Annotated in this window: 17 protein-coding genes; 11 read left to right on the forward strand and 6 right to left on the reverse strand. The window is 39.6% G+C overall.

All coding sequences use genetic code 11. The annotated features are described in order from the left end of the window. The first annotated feature begins 553 nt into the window (after positions 1-553). Complete coding sequence (locus B3E00_RS07035; RefSeq protein WP_209574894.1) at positions 554-1549, forward strand: hypothetical protein; 996 nt, start codon at positions 554-556, stop codon at positions 1547-1549. Here the strand turns inward: B3E00_RS07035 and B3E00_RS07040 are convergent. The 5 genes from B3E00_RS07040 to B3E00_RS07060 form a co-directional block, all read right to left on the reverse strand. Beyond that, positions 1482-2480 carry an alpha/beta hydrolase family protein gene (locus B3E00_RS07040; protein ID WP_209574892.1) on the reverse strand — a complete coding sequence of 333 codons (999 nt, stop codon included), beginning with the start codon at positions 2478-2480 and terminating at the stop codon, positions 1482-1484. The genes B3E00_RS07035 and B3E00_RS07040 overlap by 68 nt on opposite strands. Before the next feature lie 164 nt (positions 2481-2644). Then, a complete protein-coding gene (locus B3E00_RS07045; protein ID WP_209574891.1) occupies positions 2645-3526 on the reverse strand; it encodes a helix-turn-helix domain-containing protein in 882 nt (293 codons plus the stop codon). Positions 3527-3846: 320 nt separating this feature from the next. Continuing rightward, complete coding sequence (locus tag B3E00_RS07050; protein WP_293937849.1) at positions 3847-6378, reverse strand: TonB-dependent receptor domain-containing protein; 2532 nt, start codon at positions 6376-6378, stop codon at positions 3847-3849. A 124-nt stretch (positions 6379-6502) separates the two neighbouring features. Beyond that, positions 6503-7216 carry a LytR/AlgR family response regulator transcription factor gene (locus B3E00_RS07055; RefSeq protein WP_293937850.1) on the reverse strand — a complete coding sequence of 238 codons (714 nt, stop codon included), beginning with the start codon at positions 7214-7216 and terminating at the stop codon, positions 6503-6505. Further along, positions 7206-8246 carry a sensor histidine kinase gene (locus B3E00_RS07060; protein WP_209574884.1) on the reverse strand — a complete coding sequence of 347 codons (1041 nt, stop codon included), beginning with the start codon at positions 8244-8246 and terminating at the stop codon, positions 7206-7208. The genes B3E00_RS07055 and B3E00_RS07060 overlap by 11 nt, the downstream gene beginning before the upstream one ends. A 399-nt stretch (positions 8247-8645) precedes the next feature. On the opposite strand from B3E00_RS07060, the gene B3E00_RS07065 reads away from it, so the two are divergent. Next, positions 8646-9632, forward strand: a complete 987-nt coding sequence (locus tag B3E00_RS07065; RefSeq protein ID WP_209574882.1) for a Gfo/Idh/MocA family protein — start codon at positions 8646-8648, stop codon at positions 9630-9632. 254 nt (positions 9633-9886) lie between these two features. Next, on the forward strand, positions 9887-11170 hold the full coding sequence (locus B3E00_RS07070) for a Gfo/Idh/MocA family protein (RefSeq protein ID WP_293937853.1): 1284 nt from the start codon (positions 9887-9889) through the stop codon (positions 11168-11170). Between the two features lie 179 nt (positions 11171-11349). Here the strand turns inward: B3E00_RS07070 and B3E00_RS07075 are convergent, their stop codons facing one another. Next, positions 11350-12195, reverse strand: coding sequence for a cold-shock protein (locus B3E00_RS07075; protein WP_293937855.1), 846 nt, complete (start codon positions 12193-12195; stop codon positions 11350-11352). A gap of 540 nt (positions 12196-12735) precedes the next feature. On the opposite strand from B3E00_RS07075, the gene B3E00_RS07080 reads away from it, so the two are divergent. The 8 genes from B3E00_RS07080 to B3E00_RS07115 all read left to right on the forward strand — a co-directional run bounded on the left by B3E00_RS07080 (position 12736) and on the right by B3E00_RS07115 (position 20971). Then, complete coding sequence (locus tag B3E00_RS07080; RefSeq protein WP_293937857.1) at positions 12736-13974, forward strand: quaternary amine ABC transporter ATP-binding protein; 1239 nt, start codon at positions 12736-12738, stop codon at positions 13972-13974. Positions 13975-13979: 5 nt separating this feature from the next. Then, on the forward strand, positions 13980-14807 hold the full coding sequence (locus B3E00_RS07085) for an ABC transporter permease (protein WP_293937858.1): 828 nt from the start codon (positions 13980-13982) through the stop codon (positions 14805-14807). 1 nt (position 14808) lies between these two features. Then, the gene (locus tag B3E00_RS07090; protein WP_293937859.1) at positions 14809-15651 is read left to right on the forward strand and encodes a glycine betaine ABC transporter substrate-binding protein; all 843 of its coding nucleotides are present in this window, start codon (positions 14809-14811) and stop codon (positions 15649-15651) included. A gap of 202 nt (positions 15652-15853) precedes the next feature. After that, positions 15854-16570 (forward strand): response regulator transcription factor, encoded by a 717-nt coding sequence (locus B3E00_RS07095; protein ID WP_293937860.1) that lies wholly within the window; start codon positions 15854-15856, stop codon positions 16568-16570. A gap of 10 nt (positions 16571-16580) precedes the next feature. Then, positions 16581-17939 carry a HAMP domain-containing sensor histidine kinase gene (locus B3E00_RS07100; RefSeq protein WP_293937862.1) on the forward strand — a complete coding sequence of 453 codons (1359 nt, stop codon included), beginning with the start codon at positions 16581-16583 and terminating at the stop codon, positions 17937-17939. 126 nt (positions 17940-18065) lie between these two features. After that, positions 18066-18551 (forward strand): hypothetical protein, encoded by a 486-nt coding sequence (locus B3E00_RS07105; RefSeq protein WP_293937864.1) that lies wholly within the window; start codon positions 18066-18068, stop codon positions 18549-18551. A 67-nt stretch (positions 18552-18618) separates the two neighbouring features. Next, positions 18619-19620 carry an ABC transporter transmembrane domain-containing protein gene (locus B3E00_RS07110; protein WP_293937865.1) on the forward strand — a complete coding sequence of 334 codons (1002 nt, stop codon included), beginning with the start codon at positions 18619-18621 and terminating at the stop codon, positions 19618-19620. Next, the gene (locus tag B3E00_RS07115; RefSeq protein ID WP_209574862.1) at positions 19610-20971 is read left to right on the forward strand and encodes an HlyD family secretion protein; all 1362 of its coding nucleotides are present in this window, start codon (positions 19610-19612) and stop codon (positions 20969-20971) included. Before B3E00_RS07110 ends, B3E00_RS07115 begins: the two co-directional genes overlap by 11 nt. Positions 20972-20978: the final 7 nt, after the last annotated feature.

Raw genomic sequence — 20978 nt, forward strand, 5'->3', positions numbered from 1 at the left:
TTTTGTTACGTAAGCATAGCTTTTTCATTTTTTTTTCTTCAATTTTTAGCGGCATTACCTTATGACCAAAGCGCAACCAAATCCTGCATTATGACAGTGCTTGTTCAGTGCTCGTTCAGTGCTTGCTCACTGATGATTCAGTAAAAACTGAACGAGCAGTGAGTAACTACTGTATTAAAAATAAATGAAAACTGTTATTAGTTATAATTTGGTGTTAGGTTGTTTTAGTTTTAATCGCTATATTGGCTATTTATAGTCTTTTGATTGTGGAAATTAGACTTAATGGTGGCAATCATTAAAAAAATCGTCGATTCCATAAGGATGAATAAAGTTTCGTGTTTTAGATGATCTTTTTGCACGTATTAATAGTTGATCTTATTTTAACTTTTTAGGTGCGTAGCCTCCCTTAGCATTGTATCGTGTTGTTATTCTTATTTTTATGTATGTTGGGTTAGGAATTTTGTATATATTTGAGAAGAATCTAAAGTCCATTGTCCGACGGGTAGATGAGTTAGAAGTGCTTCACCAGAAGTGACTATTGATTTTTTAAATTATGAAATATCTATTCCTGTTGTTGTTAAGCATTTGTTTTTTGTCAAGTTGTGACAAAGAGGATGCTGATATTGACGCTACGGAGATTGATGGAATAGCAACGGACAAAAGATATAAGTTTGTAGGACGTTCTGTTGGCTTTTCTGTGACTCAGTTTTATGTGGATGGTACTGTAGACAAGAATTTCCATTTGGGCACGGTCTGGGGATTGAAAGACACGACACCGCAGCTAAAATTAACCGCTCTTCGTTCTTATTATAAACCTTTTAAAAATACAGTTTCATCTACACAGCCAACTTTATCTTCGATTCGTATCATCCCAGGTTATGATGCTATTCGAGCTTTTGCAAAGAAAAGCAGGGGCGAACCGGCTGTTTTGGAGCAATCTTCTGTAGGCGCATTTTTCGACTATAGGGCGATACGTTATCATCTCAATAATAGCCCTGACGTAGATAGTGTGCTGAAGTTGGTTCGCCATCGTGATTCGACCACAATAAAGAGGGCAAACAGCTTGCTATTGCGCCGGGAACATATTGCATTTAGCCTTCAAGTTGATCTAGCGGATTATGTAAAGGTTTTTAATAAGGAGGAAGTTGGAAAATTAAAAAAGACAGGATATAATCCTTATTATGTTTCATCCGTGAACTACGGTACGCATTCCATTATAATGGGAGAAAGCGATTTTCCGCGTGGTGATCTGAAAAACGTCCTAGAAAAATTACTTTATAACCAACAACTGACCGAATTGGATAAAGCGATTTTAAATGGTTCAGACGTATTGGTATATTTGCGCGGCGGACGACAAAAAAGCTTTATTAGACGTGCAACAGGTCTTAACCCAATTAAAAAACTTGTTGCGGATTATAAAAATGAACTTGAATTGCAACAGCATAGCTATGATTATCCTATTAGCTATAGTCTAGGTGGTCTCAATTCTTATGGACACCTAAAATTTTGGTATTCTTATGATTTTCTTGTACGAGAGGAGAAGGAGTGATTTTGCGTTTAGTCCTGCTTTTAATCCATTGAAGTGCAATAGCACTTGGTTCATCCGATGCTGAAAGGCTTGTGTTGTGATCTAGTGCTGGGAATAGGCAATACTCGAAAGGTTTACCTTGCGCTTTCAATGCATTGAGGCGTTCTATGGATAAGCCTACCGGTATTTGGATATCCTGCGACCCGAATAGCCAAAGTCCAGGTGCAGCTGTCGTTTTTAGTGATGCGATTGGATCGGTATTGATAAATTGATAACGGTCTGGATCATTCATCACATGTTGACGAGCCTCAGTTTCCGTATGTTTATCCCAAAAGTCTTTTTTTCCGTTTGTGAAGAACTGAAATCGGAGCTGTTCACGTGCCGGAATTACTGCACCACTATACAAGACAAAAAAGTCGACCAATGGATTTTTGTTGGCCGCCAACGGGATGATCCATCCTGCTTGACTAAATCCCAACAGTCCGATTGGAATATTCGGGTTGTCCAGTTGTTGATGGAGAGTTTTTACAGCCGCCTGCGCATCTTTTGCAAGCAGGTTGAGGTTAGCGGAGTCAATGTTATTTGTACCAACCTCAGGGCCCGCATAGATTCCCTCCGATTTTCCAACCCCGCGTTTGTCATAGGTAAATACAGCGATACCATTTCGGGCTAAAAATGAGGCGAACTCCGTCATCCTTTTCTCTTGCCCAGAGCCGTGAACGAGGACAATGGCCGCACGGGTATGTTTAGGCTGAAGTATGGAACCTGCCAATTGAATGCCCTCACTCCTAAATATGATATCTTTTGTTAACCAATCTGATTGTTGGGCTTTTGCATTCTGTGAATAGGGTATAAAATATAGAACCATCAACGATAGTAGCATGTTGAATCTGATCCTTTTTACCGAAATGAGCTTCGACGGAAAATAGTCTAATAAATGGATCTTAGGCATAAGAATTTCTCTGTTATATTTGTTGTTATCGAAGTTAATCACTTGAACTTTAAATAATTTGTTTTTTAGGCGGACTGTCCATTTATGTCGGTAAATAGCAGTTTTTTCGCTGTGAATGAATTTAAGACTATTCCAACGCAGGATCAGATCGCATGCTAATCACTTTAAGAATTTTTAGGCGGGAAGTATTTTTGTTGATATGCTGATGGGGACATTTTTGTTCGTTTCTTGAAAAAATGCGAGAATGTAGACAAGTCTTGAAACCCGAGTTCAATCATAGTCGCCTTGATTGGATTGGGCGCAGCCCTTAGTAGACACTTAGCTTCTGTTAATAAGCGCTCGTGTATTAATTTAAGTGGCGCAACATTCAAATGGTAATTACTGAGCTTCCTAAGCGCATTTTCGGTCATATTAAGCGCATGTGCATAATAGGCAACATCATGTTGCTCCTTGTAATGTAGCTCGATCAACGCTAGGAATTTATTTAAAGTTACTGGAAGGGATGACGATCGGGGATATCCAATCCGATCCATCAGAATCCGATTAATTTCCTGTAAGCTAAGTGATGCACGTGTCCCTAAAATTTTAAATAGCGGTTGAATTCGAGAAAGTTCCGATCCTATTTGTTGTAAATCGTTACGTAGTATTTCAAATTGATATTCCGTGATGTCTATTATAGGGTTATGCCTTAGTAACTTCATATTGATAGGAAGGCAAAGACATAGCTTTTCGAAATTTTGTCTAGAGAGTTTAAACTGATAAGCAGTGGTCTCTTCCATACAAGAGAAGGAACTTGACTGTCCTGGAAAAATTAAATGAATTTGATAGCTTTCTAACGGATATTTTTTCTGGTCAATTAGATGAATACCACCTTTTGATTGCAATAAAGTAAATACAAATTTTTCATTATTCTTAACTTGAATGGTGTAATTTGTAACCCTCCATAATTTGAATAAAAAACCTTGATGTTCTACATGTGAACCACAAACTTTTACATTGCCTGCACAGAATGTAATCCATTTTAATGCGAGAGGATAATTTGGCACAAATTTTAACTATTTTTTAATGTTTGCGTGCGTATTTGGCGGACGTTTCCGCTTTATATTCACACGTGAAAAAAATTATTGATGTATTCGGCGCAATCGACGCTCAAACTGTTTTGGTTAAAAACATTTGTGATTAATGTTTCTAGTATTCAAGTTAATATTTTTTTTTGAAATATGGTATTTTTATTGAAAAATAATCGATTGAATACTGAATAATGGATCGTGATACGGTGATTTTGGAGGTCCACTTCTTCGGGGCTATTAAACAAAAAAAAAGGGTATTTTCGTTAGAAAATACCCTTTTTTTTATAAAATATTCGCTATTGCATTTGTATGCCTTCCATGGCATTCGTGTTTTTATTTTTCTTAAACATGTTCATATCCATTTTTCCAAAGCGGTAGGAAAGATTCAATTTGATCAATTGTGGATTTGAAAGACGGTAATAGGTTTGAGAAAACCCTTCTCCGGAGGAAACGATTGTATTGCCTCGTGTTCTGAAGATATCGTTGATTGCCAGAGTTGCTGAGGCAGCCTGATTCTTTAAGAAGCTTTTTTTGATGGCAAAGTCGATACCATAGAATGGTTTGATATACCCTTGTGAAGAGCTTTGCGCTTGGTTCATAGGTGGGCCAAATGTTTGACCCTGCGTTACAGGCATATTTGTTTTGCCTTGATATTCAAAGGCAAGCTGCAGATTCCAGTTTTTCTGTAAGTTGAACGTATTGTTCAATTTTCCAAATACGGTCCACATACCTTCCGATGGTGTTTGTTCGTCGACTTCAATTTTAGAATTGTAGAAGTTAAGGTCTGCCGTCAGATCCCACCATTTTTTAAGCGTATTGGTATACGTGAATTCGGCCCCATAATTTTTGCTGGAGTTGGCATTGATATAGGTGTTAATGAAGTCCATTTTGTTTGTGACCGGATTCAGTTCTTGTGTCAGATAACGTGTAATCAGGTTGTTTGTACGTTTATAGTAGACCGTTGCCAAAAATGTACCTTTTCCATGTGTACGACTATAGGACAATTCGCCCGATGTAGTAAATTCAGGTACAAGATCCGGATTACCGCGCGTAATATTCAAGCTATCTGTGTAGTCAACAAAAGGGATGAGCTGGAAAAAATTAGGACGGTTGACACGACGGGTTACACTCATCTGTATTTGGTCTTTTTTGGTTATTTTTTTGCTCAAAAATAACGAAGGGAACAAGCTAAGCGGGTATTTATTGTGGAACTTTTCATTTGTATTCAGAAGTTCTCCGTCGTAAGTTGAACTCTCGGCACGTAAACCAACCTTATAAGAAACCCAATCTTTTAAATTGCCACCCAATGAGGCATAGGCAGCATAAACGCTGTTCTTATTGTTATAGTTTGCTGAAGCTGCGGTGATATTTTCAAAATCATCTTTATCTACGGCTTTTAAGAAGTTATTGTTGAGGTTTTTAAGTTTATTGATCTGCGCTCGTACGCCAGTTTCGAGTTTCATGCCATTTTTGAATGGTTTGACATAGTCTGCCTGAACAGTCATGAACTGATTGTCTCCGGAACCGATGTTTTTTTGGATCTGTGTTCCGCTGATCTTCCTGTCGAAATTGAGATAGTTGGTTGTATACAGGCCGTTTGATGTGTTGGTGCCGCCAAAGTAATTGAAATCGACAGACAATTCCTCGCCTTCAGTTTTGAATTTTTGGACAAGACCGGCTTGCAATCCACGTGGTTTGAAGCTTCTTTCAGATTCGGAGATCCGATCGCTCATTGAGGTACTGCCTGCAGAAGTGGTCGATATTGTTGAGTTTTCATTCGGCTTAAATTTACCTTGTACCAATACTCCTGCAACAGATAGGGTAGTTTTGGGGCTTAAATCGTAATCCACACCCAATCGGCCAAAGGTGATCATACCTTTTGTTTTGCCTTCGATATCCTGATCTACTTCAGACTCCACACCGTTAATTGTACTGATACGGCGACTGTCGCCTTCGGTGTTGGTGCGCATGCGCATATTCATTCCGGTCAGTGATATATTGAATTTATTCTGACGTAGATTTAGACTACCCATAAAGTTGGTGCCGCCAAAACGATCTCCACCCAGGGTGACCATACCGTTATATCCGGCTTTCTTATTTTTCTTCAGAATAATGTTGAGGATACCGGCCATACTTCCCGAAGCGTCATATTTGGCAGATGGATTTGTAATAATTTCGATTTTGTCGATCACGTCGGCAGGAATCTGGTCGGGAGTGAGTGTGGTCGGTTTTCCATCGACAAAAATGGTGGGAGCTGCATTTCTCAGTTTTACGTTTCCGTCAATATCGACTTGTACCGAAGGCATATTTCGGAGTACATCAATGGCTGTTCCACCAGCGGCAACAATATTTTTCTCCACATTGAATACTTTTTTGTCGATGTCCATTTCGAGAAGTGCCTTGCGGCCGGTGACGGTAACTTCATCGAGTTTACGGTTGTCATTTTCCAATTTGATTGCACCCAGATCTTTACTTGTTGCTTTATTGTCGCTATAATCTACCGAAAGGTCTATTGGAGTGTATCCGACAGAGCTGATTTTAAGCTTCCATTTTTCTCTTGCCGAAATGGCGGAGAAATTGAACTTTCCGTTTTCCGAGGAACTGGTGCTTTTTATAAGAATTTCCCTTTCCTTACCTGTTGTTTGGTCTATAATGACCTTTAATAAATTAACCGAAGCTTGCGAAATAGGTTTTCCTTCGTTGTCTACAATTTGGCCCGAGATCTGGCCTTCAGAAATTGCGAAAGCAGGTCGTCCTCCTGCGGGTGCTTGAGCGTGTACAGCGGCAACAGTGGTTGCCATTAATGCTATTGCTATCAATCTTTTCATTTTTTCTTTGCTATACTATCTTTATGCGGATTAGGCTACATAATAGTACACAAATTTGAAAAGGATTTTTTAGCTATGCAACCATCTGTAGACCGAAGGAGCGAATGTGTAGACGAATGGATCTTTAGAGCGATGCAATCCGGAGATATGATGTTAACTGTTCAATATTTTTGATGTATTTTTTACCAATAGGAAGAGCTGCTTCGGGCAACGTTAGTCTATTTTGGGAGATTTTCTCAATACGGTTTTTGTTGACAATAAAGGAATTATGTACGCGGAGAAAGTCTGTAGTAGGTAATATTTTTTCCATCCCTCGTAGGTTACTACGCGTAAGAAGTGGCGATTCTCGGTCTACCAGATAGATCTTTACATAGTCTTTCAAACCTTCAATGTAACTGATCTCATGGAGTGATATTCTTGTCTTTTTGTATTCTACATTGACCATAATGTGATCTTGTACAGCAGGTTGTTTCGAACGGAGCAGCATGCTTTCTTCCGCTTTTTGGACTGCGGCGGCAAGTCGGGTCTTTGAAATCGGTTTAAGGAGATAATCTAGGGCATTTAGCTCGAAACCTTCGACTGCATATTGGTGGTAGGCAGTGGTAAAGATAACCAGCGGGCGAGGAGTGAGTTCCCGAATAAATTGCGTGCCCAATTGATCGGGCATTTCGATATCAAGAAAAATCAAGTCAATATGGTGATCTTTTAAATATTCTTTAGCTTCGGCCGTGGCATTAAATTTACCGGCGACCTCAATATGTTCAAAATTTAATAAGTCGTCTTCAAGAATATTGAGCGCGAAGGGTTCATCATCAATCAATATACATTTAATCTTCATCAGTCATCAGTTTGAGTGTTACTTCAAAATCTCCGTCGTCGGTCTTTATAATCTTAAGATCATGACGATTGGGATATAGTAATTGCAATCTTCTATGTACATTCATCAGTCCTATACCTTCATTTGGACGTGTTTCTGTATGTTTTAAGATTCTATTGCGGGATGTGAAGACAATTCCACCTTCAATTTCCTTAAATTGAAATTGTATCTGGGGTGCAGTTTTACTGTCCACACCGTACTTGAAAGCATTTTCTACAAAATGTATGAACAGTAGAGGGGGGATGAGCCTGTTTTTGACGGTATCTTCAATAGCTAGGCTTACATTTCCTTCAATCGGAAGACGAAGAGTTTGTAGATCAATGAAGTTGCGCATATGATCGATTTCTTTAAACAGCTCGACTTTGGGGCCATCTACTTCATAAAGAATATACCGAAGCATTTCGGATAGCTTAACAATAGTCCCTTCGGAATCGGGAGACTGTTTGCGGATAAGCCAACGGATATTATTGAGTGTATTGAACAGGAAATGCGGGCTGATCTGAAGTTTTAGCATGGTTAGTTCTGCCGTCGTTTTTTCCAGTGCAATCTGTTTATTGAGTTCTTTTTGTCTAGCCTGTTCGTCATACAGAAAGATCATGGAAGAAGTAATCATACAGAGGGAATAAATAATACCTGGACCGATCACCAGGCGGACAAAAAGAATATTCTCCTTCATCAGATGAGCGAGTTCTCCATCTGGGTTAAAATAGACTATGGTATAATTCAGAGCTACATAAGTAGCGAATCCTAGTGCTATCAATAGCACAAAGATCTTTCTACGGCCGAAAAAATAGGTCGGTGCGACAATGTAACAATGTAAATAAAAATGGGTAGCCAGGAATACGATATTTACTAAATGCGATAATGCTGAATAGGGCTTGAAATCTGCAATCTTATCCGGTTGGTAAAGATAGATAATAAAGGGTAAGAGCAGTAATATTGTCCAGATGACAATATGTAAATAGAATTTTCTGAAAAATCTGCCGATCATGTGATGCCTAATTAATCCCTTTAGTTTTGGATAACCCCAAACTTAGATAAAATGCTTTTTATATGCAATATAAATACTTTTCAAAGCAAAAAAAATTATTCAGCAAAGCCTATTGTACAAATTCATCTGATCTTGCTGCTAATCGAAATAATATTTAAGGCATTCGGTTGGACCATATGAAAGCGGAAAATAAGCTGAACCGTTGCAAATAGTTTTGTATTTTGCAGGTATAAATTTTAGCATGCGGCAATCAGTCCAAACCGATAGCAGAACATGAACTTGATATTTAATCTGTATAGCAGAAAACAGCAGTTGCCGCTTTGGATCTTGGTATCACACAATTGGTCTTAGATGAGGGAAGAATGGGGGGGCATTTTAGCAATAATTTGAAAATATCTTATGGAAAATCATAAAGTTGTCTGGGGCATCATCGGATGTGGTGATGTCACGGAAAAAAAAAGCGGGCCTGCGCTAAATCTTGTTGCTAATAGTCAGCTTATGGCTGTCATGCGAAGGGATGCGGCCAAAGCTGCTGACTATGCCGAGAGACACCACGTTCCTTTGTGGTATTCACAGGCCGAAGATTTACTTGATAATATCGATATCAATGCGATTTATATTGCAACACCGCCGTCGTCTCATCTTGCGTACGCACTGTCTGCTTTACGTAAAGGAAAACATGTTTATGTAGAAAAACCTGTCACGTTAAATGCGCAGGAAGCTGAATCTTTACTGGAGGAAGTAAAAGCCAGGGGCGGAAAGTTGGTTGTAGCACATTATCGAAGAGCATTGCCTCTTTTTTTGAAAGTTAAGGAACTTATTGACCAACGTGCAATCGGCGAGTTGAGAACGGTGCAACTACGTTTGTGGCAAAGCAGAACTCCAGATTTGGTGACGAAGGATGCCGGCGATTGGCGTACTGATCCTGCCGTTTCCGGAGGAGGTTATTTTTTTGATTTAGCCCCTCATCAGCTAGACTTAATGCTCTATCTTTTTGGGATGCCTGTATCCTATGATGGTTTTAGTTTAATTCAGGATGACAAAAGTGCCATTGCAGATCAAACGACAGGGACCATTTTGTTTGAAAACCAGCTTGTGTTTCAAGGAAGTTGGTGCTTCAATGTTGCCAAAGAAAATCAGATAGACAGGTGTGAAATTATTGGAAGCCTTGGTCGTATTACTTTCCCCATTTTTGGAAATACTGTTGCTGTTCATACTACGTTAGAAGAGAAGGAATTTACATTTGACCATCCTGAAAATATTCAATTGCCGATGATTTCGCGTACAGTAGAATATTTCACGGGTACCGGGCCAAATCCATCTCCGATTGAAGAAGCATTGGTTTTGATGAAGATTATTGATAATTTTTCGGCAATAAGATCATAATACATGGAGCTGTTGATACACCGGTGTCTGCCCGCTGCAGTATTTGTGTCAATTACTATTGAGTTCGTCTTATGCACTGATATTCACCGAAGAATCCTCTGAGACATTCAAACGACTTTATCTCAGGTTGTTTGTTTGAATTAATATTCTTCATACTAAAGACTAAATGTTATATTAGTACTATCACTGGGGAGATGCCAAGCTAATCATCTTCTTCGTGTTGAACACAATATCAATATAAACCAAATTAAACAATGGAGAGAAAAGAATTTATCCGAAGCACGGGCCTATTGGCGGCATCAGCATTTTTTGCACAGTCTAAAGTATTCGGTTTTCAAGCCGATACAGTCCGTGTGGGGCTGATCGGTACCAACGGTATGGGCTGGTCAAATTTGAATGCGATCTTGCATATACCTGGGGTGGAGTGTACAGCATTATGTGATGTCGATGAAAATGTGTTGCGGAATCGAGTTGAGGAATTAAAGAAGCGCCAGATAAATGTGAAAGCTTACGTTGATTATAAAGATCTTCTGAAAGCAAAAGACGTCGATGTTGTTATTATCGCTACGCCAGATCATTGGCATTGCCTGCAAATGGTTGATGCTGTTGCAGCCGGAAAAGATGTATACGTCGAAAAACCAATTGGTAACTCCATTCACGAATGTGAAATTATGGTTGCAGCTGCTAAAAAGCATAAACGTGTTGTTCAGGTCGGGCAATGGCAACGAAGTCAGCAGCATTTCAAAGATGCTATGGATTTTGTCCACAGCGGAAAACTTGGAAAGATACGTCTTGTTAAGGCTTGGGCTTATCAGGGCTGGATGAAGAGTGTTCCAGTGCAGCCAGATGCTTCTGTTCCAGCCGGAGTGCATTATGATAAGTGGCTAGGACCAGCGCCAAAACGAGCATTTAATCCCAATCGCTTTCATTTCAATTTTAGATGGTATTGGGACTACGCAGGTGGTCTGATGACCGATTGGGGAGTACATATGCTGGATTACGCTTTGATTGGCATGAAAGTGTCGGATCCGGTGTCTGTAATGGCCGCGGGGGGTAAATTTGCTTATCCAGAAGACGCTGCTGAAACACCAGATAGCTTAACTACGGTCTATGAGTTTGAGGGATTCAATGTTCAATGGGAGCAGGCAACAGGTATAGATTTGGGGCCTTACCAAAAGAATCACGGAGTAGCATTTATTGGTAATAACGGTACCCTGGTGGTAAATCGCGAGGGCTGGGAAGTTATTCCAGAAAAAGGGCGAATGGATGCTGTCTCTTTTCAACGTTCACAGGATAATGGATTGGACAAGCATATGGTAAATTTTGTCGAAGCCGTTAGAAATAAGTCAGCAGAAGGTTTAAATGCTCCGATAGAAGCCGGTGCGCATATAGCCATTTTCTCGCAGATGGGAAACATAGCGTATAGGTCTAAAAAGAAATTATTTTGGGATAAACAAAAGCGCAGTTTTAACGATAAAGATGCAGACCAATACTTGGCAAAAGTGTATCATAATGGCTATAATTTGCCCAAGGTATAAGACCTGCAAACAACCTTGGTCTATGTGATCTTAGCAGAATGAATTGCTAGCCAGTCTTCCTTACGATAGCAGATAAAGACTGAGGATATGCGCAAAAGTAAGGCAGACGATTGATCAGTCTCCACCATGGATAGCTGCAATGGTTTGAATATCGATTTTCAACACGTGATCCATTGCAGCTATTCTTGCAGAAGAGTATGAATTTTTTCAATAGACGCTTCGTTCTCCAAAAATTCAATATAAGGTAGCAAAGGTTCGAGATCGTTCTTGTCCATTGTTTCTACGTCGTCAAATAAAGCATTTACAAAATCAGCACAGAAGGATTTTCCAAAACTATAGGTGCTAATTCGGGTAAGATCCTCATAATTGATTTCTGTAGCATTCAAATTAAATACAAGTTCAGGAATTTCGTAGTCACCTTCCGACGGATAGCCAATATACTTAAACATGCTTTCCTTCCATACACGAAATAAAATCTGATGGGAGACATGTTTTCCGAAGTATTCGAATACCTTGGAAAGTAGATCGCATGCGGTTTCCCGCTCAAATATGCCCGTAATGCTTTTGTCAATCAATTCGGCATAGGGAATAAAAATTGTGCTCTCAAAATCAACATCAAAATTAGCCGTGAGCATTTTGGGGATAAGTTCTTTGGGCTGGATTCTTAAAAGTTGTCTTGCTGTTAAGGAGGTTAAATTGTGCTTTTGTTCTCGACCGTGGCTGTCGGGGAGGTGTACTGTATGTTCTTTGTCGAGGAGTGAGATGACGAATTTCCAATCTTCGGGCCTTTTGAGAATCCTGCAGTTATGAGCAAGATAGCCGCTCCTCTTGGGGTCGGCCTTCTTATCACCGACAATAACTTCTCCAGGCTGAATAATATGTTCTGGAGGAATTTTAAACCTACGTATATGTACAAAGAGTTCTTCTCCGGCAGGTAATGCAATCGTACCAAATCCTTTGTTATTGTCGAACCATTTGACTGCGCCGATAAACATGGCTGGGGTTGAGTTTTGTTTCAATAGCATAAAGATAAGTAATAAATGCGTTTATTACGTATTGAAAATGAAAAATTGTTCTATATACCATGTTGTTCGAGCCATCGTCCACTTATCCAAACATTTGGTTAAAAGGTAAAAGTATTTACTAGCATTTTACGTTATTTATAACACATTGTTTTTCAGTTTATTGTGTTTGTTAAAGGCCATTTAGTTTATTTTTTGTATCTTTGCAGCGTCGAAAGACAGAAAGGAATAAATTTATTCCGCTACGGCATTGTGCCAGTTGGTACATCCTAGGTTGTTCGTGATACTTGTTAGAGTATTTTTTGAAATGCGCTATTGTGGTGCGTTTCGTCTTTAAAAGATTAGTTTCTTTTTCATCATTGCTCTTACCGAACGGAGAGTAAAGTATGTTAGTTAATAAGTTGATTGGACTGTTATTCGTTGGATTTCAATCAAATGAACTCTACCGGAGTGTTATTTGATTTTAAAAATATAACGTAGGCGTATGGCCTTAGTGGATTACTTATGTCGTTGTGGTTTATTGGTGTTTAAAAAAATTAAGATATGGGTAAAATTAGAAAGGTAAAGGTAAAAGTTGAAGACTTGGTGCTGGTTTTTGGAAAGCAGAAGAAAGAAGCTTTGAAGTTACTAAATGAAGGATGCTCCAAAAAGGAAATCTTGGCAAAGACGGGTTGTACAATTGGCATCAATAAAGCTAATTTCGAAATTTTTGAAGGCGAATTTTTTGTTATCATGGGGCTTTCAGGAAGTGGAAAATCTACGTTGCTTCGTTGCCTTAATCGTTTAAATGAGCCAACTTCAGGCAAGGTATTTATCAATGGGGAGGATATCACGAGAAAAAATAATAAGGATCTTCTCGAAGTGAGAAGGACGGAGATGAGCATGGTCTTTCAGAAATTTGGTCTGTTGCCACATCACACCGTATTGAGCAACGCTGCTTTTGGTTTAGAATTAAGAGGGGAGGAGCGTGAAACACGGGAATCTAAAGCGCAGCAAGCACTTGATACCGTTGGACTGAACGGGTTTGAACAGCAGCTTCCCTCACAGTTATCTGGGGGAATGCAACAACGTGTTGGATTGGCTCGTGCACTTGCCAATGATCCCGAAGTATTGCTTATGGATGAGGCGTTTTCAGCGCTTGATCCGCTGATTAAAACGGAAATGCAAGATCAGTTGCTTGAGTTACAAGATAATTTACAAAAAACGATCATTTTTATTACCCATGATTTGGACGAGGCGATCAAATTAGGCGATCGTATTGCCATTATGAGAGATGGTGTCATCGAACAGATCGGTACAGCGGAAGATATCTTGACAAATCCAGCAAGTGATTATGTTAAAGCCTTTGTCGAAAAAGTCGATCGCAAATCCATTATTTCCGCTGGCTCTTTAATGTTTGAAAAACCGACTGTAGTACGTTTCAAAAAAGATGGCCCTGAGGGAGCTTTACGTAAAATGCGTAGCACAGGAATAGAAATTCTTCCTGTAGTAGATGCACATGAAACCTTTCTTGGTTTTGTACATATAAGTGAAGTCATCCAATCGGCTAAGCGCAAGGAGCTTACCGTCGAATCGATTATTCATACAAATGTTCCAACAGTATCTAAAGAAGTAACTGTGGAAGAAATGTTGCCGCTCATATCTGAGATTAGGTCGCCTATTGCTGTTGTGAATAATGATAATCGTTTATTGGGTATAGTCACCCAAACGTCTTTGATCATTGAAGCAACAAAGTATAATGAAGAGGAAATAATAGAATTAAAAGAGAAAGCAAATAAGTAGTAGAAATGAATAAAGTAATTGATATAGGACAATATATAGCCGTAGCGGTCAATTGGCTAACAGCGCATTTAGAGCCATTTTTTAATCTGATAAAGAATACTGGGAATGCCTCAATTCTTGGATTAGAGTGGATATTAATCACAATTCCCTTTTTTATCATCATCGGTCTTTTTACGGCATTAGCCTGGTGGAAATCAGGAAAGGGGGTTGCATTGACCACAGTTCTAGGTTTAACATTGATTTATTTGATGGGGTTTTGGACGGCTACTATGGAGACCTTGGCATTAGTGTTAGTCGCTACGGCAACGGCATTAGTTATCTCCGTTCCGTTGGGCGTGTGGGCAGCAAAAAATAAATTAGCGGCAAGCATTATTCGCCCCTTACTGGATCTGATGCAGACAATGCCAGCCTTTGTCTACTTGATTCCGGCAGTGTTATTTTTTAGTATTGGTAAAGTACCAGGGGCCTTTGCGACTATTATATTTGCTATGCCTCCAGCTGTGCGTTTGACAACCCTGGGGATTGATGCTGTTCCGAAAGATATCGTGGAAGCTGCGCGTTCATTTGGAGCAACTAATAGTCAGATCTTATTTAAAGTAGAATTGCCTTTGGCTGCAAAAACGATATTAGCAGGAATTAATCAGACTATACTATTGTCTCTATCTATGGTTGTTATTGCCGGAATGATTGCTGCAGGGGGATTGGGTGAAAAAGTACTTGAGGGTATTAACAACTTGGATATTGGTCTTGGTTTTGAAAGCGGATTGTCTGTTGTGATTCTTGCTATTATTTTGGATCGCATTACTCAGGGTTTTGTAAAAAAGAAAGCATAGTATGATGAAAATAAAAAGTATTGTATTTTGTCTGTTCGTGTGTATGTTTACCGCATGCACGACAGGCAGAAATAAAAATATTATCCATATTGGGATGGTGGACGGCTGGGCCGAAGGGGTAGCAATGACACATGTTGCGAAGGTAATTATGGAGGAAAAAGGGTATCGTGTCGTTATTCAACGGGCTACCCCTGATATGATATTAGCCTCCATGAATAATGGTGATACCGATCTATATATGGATGTCTGGCTGCCATTGACTCATGGCAGCAAAGTGGCTAAATTCCCAAATCTTAAAGCGCTTGGAACAAGTTATAACCATGCCCGAAATGGCCTCGTAGTACCAGATTATGTAACTATAGATAGGATTGAAGAGTTAAAAAAACATGAGAAAGAATTTGATAAACGCATCATTGGGATAGAAAAGGGCGCTGGCATCACGCGTGCAATAGACCAAGTAGTCACAGATTATGGACTCGATTATAACCATGTGAATTCTTCTACAGTCGCCATGATTACTGAGTTACAAAACGCGATCAAAGCAAAGCGATGGATTGTGGTAGCTGGATGGCAACCGCATTGGATGTTTGCTAAAATGAAATTGAAGTTTTTGGAAGATCCCAAAAAGACATTGGGCGAAGCCGAGCAAATTAAGATTTTTGCCCGGAAAAACTTTAACGTTGAACAGCCCGAGTTGGCCGTCTTTTTCTCTAAAGTTAGTTTTGACGAATCAACAATGGCAGACTTGTTATCGAAGATGGAAGAAAGCAAGGATAAGGATCGTACCGCAAAGCAATGGATTGAGCAGCATAACAATCTTGTAGCGAGATGGGGTTTAAATTAGTCATAGCGGTGGCATAGTTGCCACCTCATGTTTTTAACTAGAAGCATTAAACGAAATCGCTGTTAACATTTTTGTTAAATGGTGAGCGTATTCTTTAAGTGTGGACGCTGGCAAAAAATGGGATTTGTGTCTCTTGACTCAAAACGTTATTTTTATGGTTTGGATGGGAGTTCATTAAACAGAGGTAAACGTAATGACGAATATGGAGAAGCAAAAAATTATTTTGGTTGAGGACGAGCAGGACGTCGCTGATTTGATTATACAAGGCTTAGGCGAAGATGGTTATCGGGTCATTCATTTGGGTCGGTCGGACGGATTGGAGCAGCTTTTGGCGAAGCAAGATGTTTCCCTTGTGCTGTTGGACATCCTTTTGCCTGGAACTAATGGACTAGATATCTGTAAACAAATTAGGCAATGGGGATATACGGACCTTCCGGTAATGATGCTGACAGCCTTGGGAACACCCGAAAATGTAGTTTTAGGACTTGATAATGGCGCCGATGATTATCTTTCAAAACCATTTAAACTTATTGAGCTGAAAGCGCGTATTCGATCATTGATCCGCCGGCAAAAGTCGATCGTCCAGGCCACGCAGCGTGAGCTTCAACCGTCAAAAGACACCTATAGTTATGGTTTTTTAAGTATCGATGATTATAAAAAAACAGCCTATTGCGACGGCCAGGAACTTAATTTAACAAGTACCGAATATCGTTTGCTCTTATTGTTCATCCAAAGTCCGAAAAAGGTATTTGAGCGAACCGAGCTTTTAGACAAAATATGGGGAATTAATTTTGATATTGGATCAAATGTTGTCGATGTTTATGTGAATTATCTCAGAAAAAAGATTGAAAAAGTAACGAGAAAGAAGGCGATCCATACGGTTATTGGTATGGGATATGTACTAAAAATTGAAGACTGAATATTTCGAAATGCACAATTATAACCGAAAGCTTATCTATCTCATTGCAATTCTAGTCATATACGTGAGTTGTTTTGTTGGCTTTATCTTTTATTCCGTTACGAATTTTGCTTTTACTGATTTTTATAAGCGGCTGGATCTCCGACGAAATATTGCTGCTGAAAAGTTCCTGAACAGTAAGTCTGCTTCCCAATCGGATCAATGGAGCCTTGATTTTATTGAGAATCTCAATAATCAGCATGAATTTTTAGTGGAATTTGATGGCAAGGATTCTATTTTAAGAAGCCAGGGATTCCACAATGAACTTTGGGATAAAATTAGTAAAAAGGGAACGTCAAATTTCAAGTCGGGCAAGCAATTTTATTCAACCAAATATTTCTCGCAAAACGGGCGTCACTATATCGTTGGGGCATCTGCGGAAAATTATTTTTATACCCATCATCTGGCTTATCTCCGGAACTTGCTAATTATAAGCCTGATTTTGGGTATTCTGTTTATTTTCGTCGTTTCGGTTTTCATGAAACGCTCATTCTTAAAGCCAATATTGACCATGATGAAAGAGGTGCAGGCGATTGGTTCCGAAAATCTCTATAAGCGATTGGATGAAGAAAAGTATAAAGGTGAACTTCATGGTCTTGCGCAGACATTCAACCGGATGTTGACGCGGTTAGAGACCTCTTTTGAAACTCAAAAAAACTTTATTAGCAATGCATCCCATGAACTGAACACGCCATTAACTTCCATTATCGGGCAGGCAGATCTTGCCTTATCTAAAGAACGCAGCAATGAGGAGTACCAACGCACATTATCCAAAATTATTGAATCTGCAGAGCATCTGGAGAAAAAAACTAAAGCACTCTTATTGCTGGCGCGTACAGGTTTTGTGAACAACGCGACAGCGTTCAATCCAGTTCGTATTGATCAGATCGTAATGGATGCCGAGCTGACAGTGAAGGCTATAAATGACAAATTTAAGATTATAACAGATTTTAGCCTATTGCCGGATGATAGCATGCGACTTAAGGTGAATGGAAATGAAATTTTGCTGCAGCTTGCACTGTCTAATATTATCAGTAATGCCTGTAAATATTCATCGGATAGAACCGCTTACATCGCATTGGGTGCATTGGACAACAAAGTTTTTATTCTTATAAAAGACAAGGGTATAGGAATACCATCCCGAGAATTGGATCATATTTACGACCCCTATTTTAGAGCTTCGAATACGAGTGGTATCGATGGCTATGGAATTGGCTTACCTTTGGCAAGAAATATCATTAAACTACATGGCGGTTCGTTGAAAGTCAATTCTATTGTAGGCGAAGGGACAACGGTTGAAGTGGAATTACCGACTTATCTGCGATTTTAATCCAGTTTTAATTTCAGCGGTGTTTTTAATCCAATTTTAATGCTGTCGTTAGCTTTCTAATGAAAAGCTAATTTTAGATTCATACCATTGCCATAACTGCGTTTTAACTTTGCTTAAAAAAATAGCATGGCTAAAACAACGCGCATATTAATTCCCAGTGATTTTACGGTTGATTCGCTCGATTTTGTCCGGCAGAGTATAGAAGAGTCGGTAGCCGATCAAATTGATATCATCCTGGTATACGGTAATAAAAGCAGTACTTCAGCAAGTGAATTGCTCGGCATTGGATTGGATGATCAGCTCGATATGCTCCAATCTGAATCTTTCTTAAATGCTTGTCGTGTGCTGTATCAGCGTTATCAAGACCGCCATCTCCATATCTTTGCCGATATTTTATATACAGACAATAAAAATTATCTCCGACATTACCTCCGTGGACAAGCTGTTGACGAAATTAGAATTCCATCCAATTATACCTATAAAAAGAAGACACGTCATTTTTTTAATGTTGCTGAAGCGCTTCGAAATATCGAGGGCCAAATTCGTTCGACCGTACTTTTTAGCGATAAGGGAGATCCCTCTCATCATAAAATGGCACTGACGAATGGATAATCAGTAGAAATTGTCCAACTGTCTTTGGATTAAATCATAATTTTCAAATTATCTATTTTTTATTTTTATGGCGAAATTACACGGCGGACCATCCCCTTTGCAGCGTCTGGTTAGCCTCCTACATCCAGAACGTAAAACAATCAATTATATATTTATTTATGCTATCGTCATTGGTATGTTTAGTCTGACAATTCCAATAGGGATTACAGCGATATTTAATTTTTTAAGCAACGGAGCGATGTATAGTTCTACTTACATTTTAATTGCTTTTGTGCTGTTTGGCGTGGTCATGGCCGGCACGTTACTGATCGGACAACTCACGCTGGTTGAATATTTAGAACAGAAGATCTTTCTAAAATCAGCAATGGAATTTTCGTATCGGCTTCCGCGAATCGATCCGAAAGAATTACTAGGGGAAAATCTTATGGAATTGGTGAACCGATTTTTTGACGTGATCATTATTCAAAAAGGGATTATTAAACTTTTGATCGATATCATTGCTGCAGTTGTAACCATCTTCTTTAGCGTGGTGTTATTGTCCTTTTACCATCCTGTGTTTTTGGCTTTTGGGCTGGTCGTGATCTGTGTTGTTATCATTATATTGGCGCTTTACTATAAAAGGGGATTAAGGACGAGTATTGAAGAGTCCGAATACAAATATAAGACGGTAGCCTATTTAGAATCTGTTGCGGAAAATATAGCGCTTTATCGCGGGGACAAAGCAAAAATGAAGGCAGTTACAGACACTACAGATCATATTGTTGGTAAATATTTAGGAGCTCGAAATGATCATTTTAAGGTCTTAAAAAGGTTTTTTATAGGCTCTGTCATGCTTCGTACGCTGCTATTTGGTGCGATGCTTTTACTGGGATCTTATTATGTTGTTGAGCGACAAATGACTTTTGGGCAATTTGTGGCTGCCGAAGTCGTCATCGTTCAAATCGGTTATGCGATAGAGAAACTGATGACCAATCTAAATACAATTTTTGATATGCTGACAGGGGTAGTCAAGTTAGCGGCGATAACAGATCTTGCGTTGGAGGAGGACGCTGCTAATTATGTGGATTAACAAGGACGAGAAGAGTCAAAAAACAGTTTCGTGGAGAGATCTCTCCCAGGATGCAGTATCTAAACTATTAAAAGAACGGGGATCCCTCGTTCTTGGACGCCTTTTGGTATGTTCAGCGGTTATCTTTGCGCTTGCATTATTTCTGCCGTGGAGGCAGACAATTGCTGGAATAGGAACGGTAACCGCGCTGCGGCCCGAAGATAGACCACAGACGATACAAAATCAAATTGGCGGTCGTATCGAGCATTGGGCGGTTACTGAGGGGCAGGAAGTAAAGAAAGGTGACACAATTTTAGTGCTTTCGGAGACTGCACAATCTTATTTCGATCCAATGCTACCCTTGCGCTTGAAAGAACAATTGCATGCTAAACAAAGCGGTGAGGATGCCGCAGATCAAAAGATGAAAGCCACCGAAGCGCAGATTCTGGCTTTACGCAACGGTTTGGAATTTCAGCTCGAGTCTGCTAAAAATAAGGTGATACAGTCTCAAAATCTCGTGAAAATTGATAGTGCTGAACTCGTTGCGGTTATGAGCTTTTTCGAGACCAGTGAAAAGCGGCTTAAGCGCTACGAAGAGGGGTATCGAGATGGGCTGTTTTCTTTGACAGATATTGAAACAAGACGTCTGAATCTACAAAATGACCGGGCTAAAGTTGTTAGTGCCGAAAATAAGCTTTCAAATTCAAGGCAATCTTTAACCAATGCCCGAATAGAATTAAATAACATTCGTGCAAAATATAACGAGTCATTAGCGAAAGCACAATCTGATTTAAGTTCTGCTTTTTCCTCCAAAGCTTCTGTGCAAGGTGATATTGCGAAACTTAGAAATGAGATTTCCAATATCGATGTGAGAAGAGGACTGTATATTGTTAGAGCTCCACAGGACGGATTTATTGTCAAGACTTTCAAAGCTGGAATAGGTGAAAATATGAAGGAGGGAGAGTCTGTGGCGACATTGCAGCCTAAAACCCCCTTGCTTGCTGTTGAACTGTATGTAAATGCGATGGATGTGCCATTGATAGCACCGGAAAGCGATGTACGGCTACAATTTGATGGGTGGCCATCGATTCAGTTTTCCGGATGGCCTTCGGTGGCAGTTGGTACTTTTGCAGGAAAAGTGTCGGTTATCGATAAAGTCAGCAGTACGAATGGTCAATTTAGGATCTTGGTGCGCGCAACAGCACCGGTGCCTGAAGGGGATGAACCTTGGCCGGCCCAGTTAAATCAAGGGTCCGGAGCATTCGGAAGAGTTATTTTAAATAAAGTCCCTTTATGGTACGAGATATGGCGACAGTTAAATGGATTTCCGCCGAGTTTGGAGCGTGAACCTAAGGATAGCGGAAAAAAATGATTATACT

This window comes from Sphingobacterium sp. UBA5996, from assembly GCF_002429765.1.
In the GTDB taxonomy this organism is placed as follows: Bacteria; Bacteroidota; Bacteroidia; order Sphingobacteriales; family Sphingobacteriaceae; genus Sphingobacterium.

Bases quoted from the DNA above. Each gene is read 5' to 3' on its own strand.
- B3E00_RS07100 (WP_293937862.1), top strand. From the start codon at position 16,581: ATGCACAATTATAACCGAAAGCTTATCTATCTCATTGCAATTCTAGTC.
- B3E00_RS07035 (WP_209574894.1), top strand. From the start codon at position 554: ATGAAATATCTATTCCTGTTGTTGTTAAGCATTTGTTTTTTGTCAAGT.
- B3E00_RS07065 (WP_209574882.1), top strand. From the start codon at position 8,646: ATGGAAAATCATAAAGTTGTCTGGGGCATCATCGGATGTGGTGATGTC.
- B3E00_RS07040 (WP_209574892.1), bottom strand. From the start codon at position 2,480: ATGCCTAAGATCCATTTATTAGACTATTTTCCGTCGAAGCTCATTTCG.
- B3E00_RS07050 (WP_293937849.1), bottom strand. From the start codon at position 6,378: ATGAAAAGATTGATAGCAATAGCATTAATGGCAACCACTGTTGCCGCT.
- B3E00_RS07095 (WP_293937860.1), top strand. From the start codon at position 15,854: ATGGAGAAGCAAAAAATTATTTTGGTTGAGGACGAGCAGGACGTCGCT.
- B3E00_RS07115 (WP_209574862.1), top strand. From the start codon at position 19,610: ATGTGGATTAACAAGGACGAGAAGAGTCAAAAAACAGTTTCGTGGAGA.
- B3E00_RS07060 (WP_209574884.1), bottom strand. From the start codon at position 8,246: ATGATCGGCAGATTTTTCAGAAAATTCTATTTACATATTGTCATCTGG.
- B3E00_RS07085 (WP_293937858.1), top strand. From the start codon at position 13,980: ATGAATAAAGTAATTGATATAGGACAATATATAGCCGTAGCGGTCAAT.
- B3E00_RS07075 (WP_293937855.1), bottom strand. From the start codon at position 12,195: ATGCTATTGAAACAAAACTCAACCCCAGCCATGTTTATCGGCGCAGTC.
- B3E00_RS07090 (WP_293937859.1), top strand. From the start codon at position 14,809: ATGATGAAAATAAAAAGTATTGTATTTTGTCTGTTCGTGTGTATGTTT.
- B3E00_RS07105 (WP_293937864.1), top strand. From the start codon at position 18,066: ATGGCTAAAACAACGCGCATATTAATTCCCAGTGATTTTACGGTTGAT.
- B3E00_RS07055 (WP_293937850.1), bottom strand. From the start codon at position 7,216: ATGAAGATTAAATGTATATTGATTGATGATGAACCCTTCGCGCTCAAT.
- B3E00_RS07110 (WP_293937865.1), top strand. From the start codon at position 18,619: ATGGCGAAATTACACGGCGGACCATCCCCTTTGCAGCGTCTGGTTAGC.
- B3E00_RS07070 (WP_293937853.1), top strand. From the start codon at position 9,887: ATGGAGAGAAAAGAATTTATCCGAAGCACGGGCCTATTGGCGGCATCA.
- B3E00_RS07080 (WP_293937857.1), top strand. From the start codon at position 12,736: ATGGGTAAAATTAGAAAGGTAAAGGTAAAAGTTGAAGACTTGGTGCTG.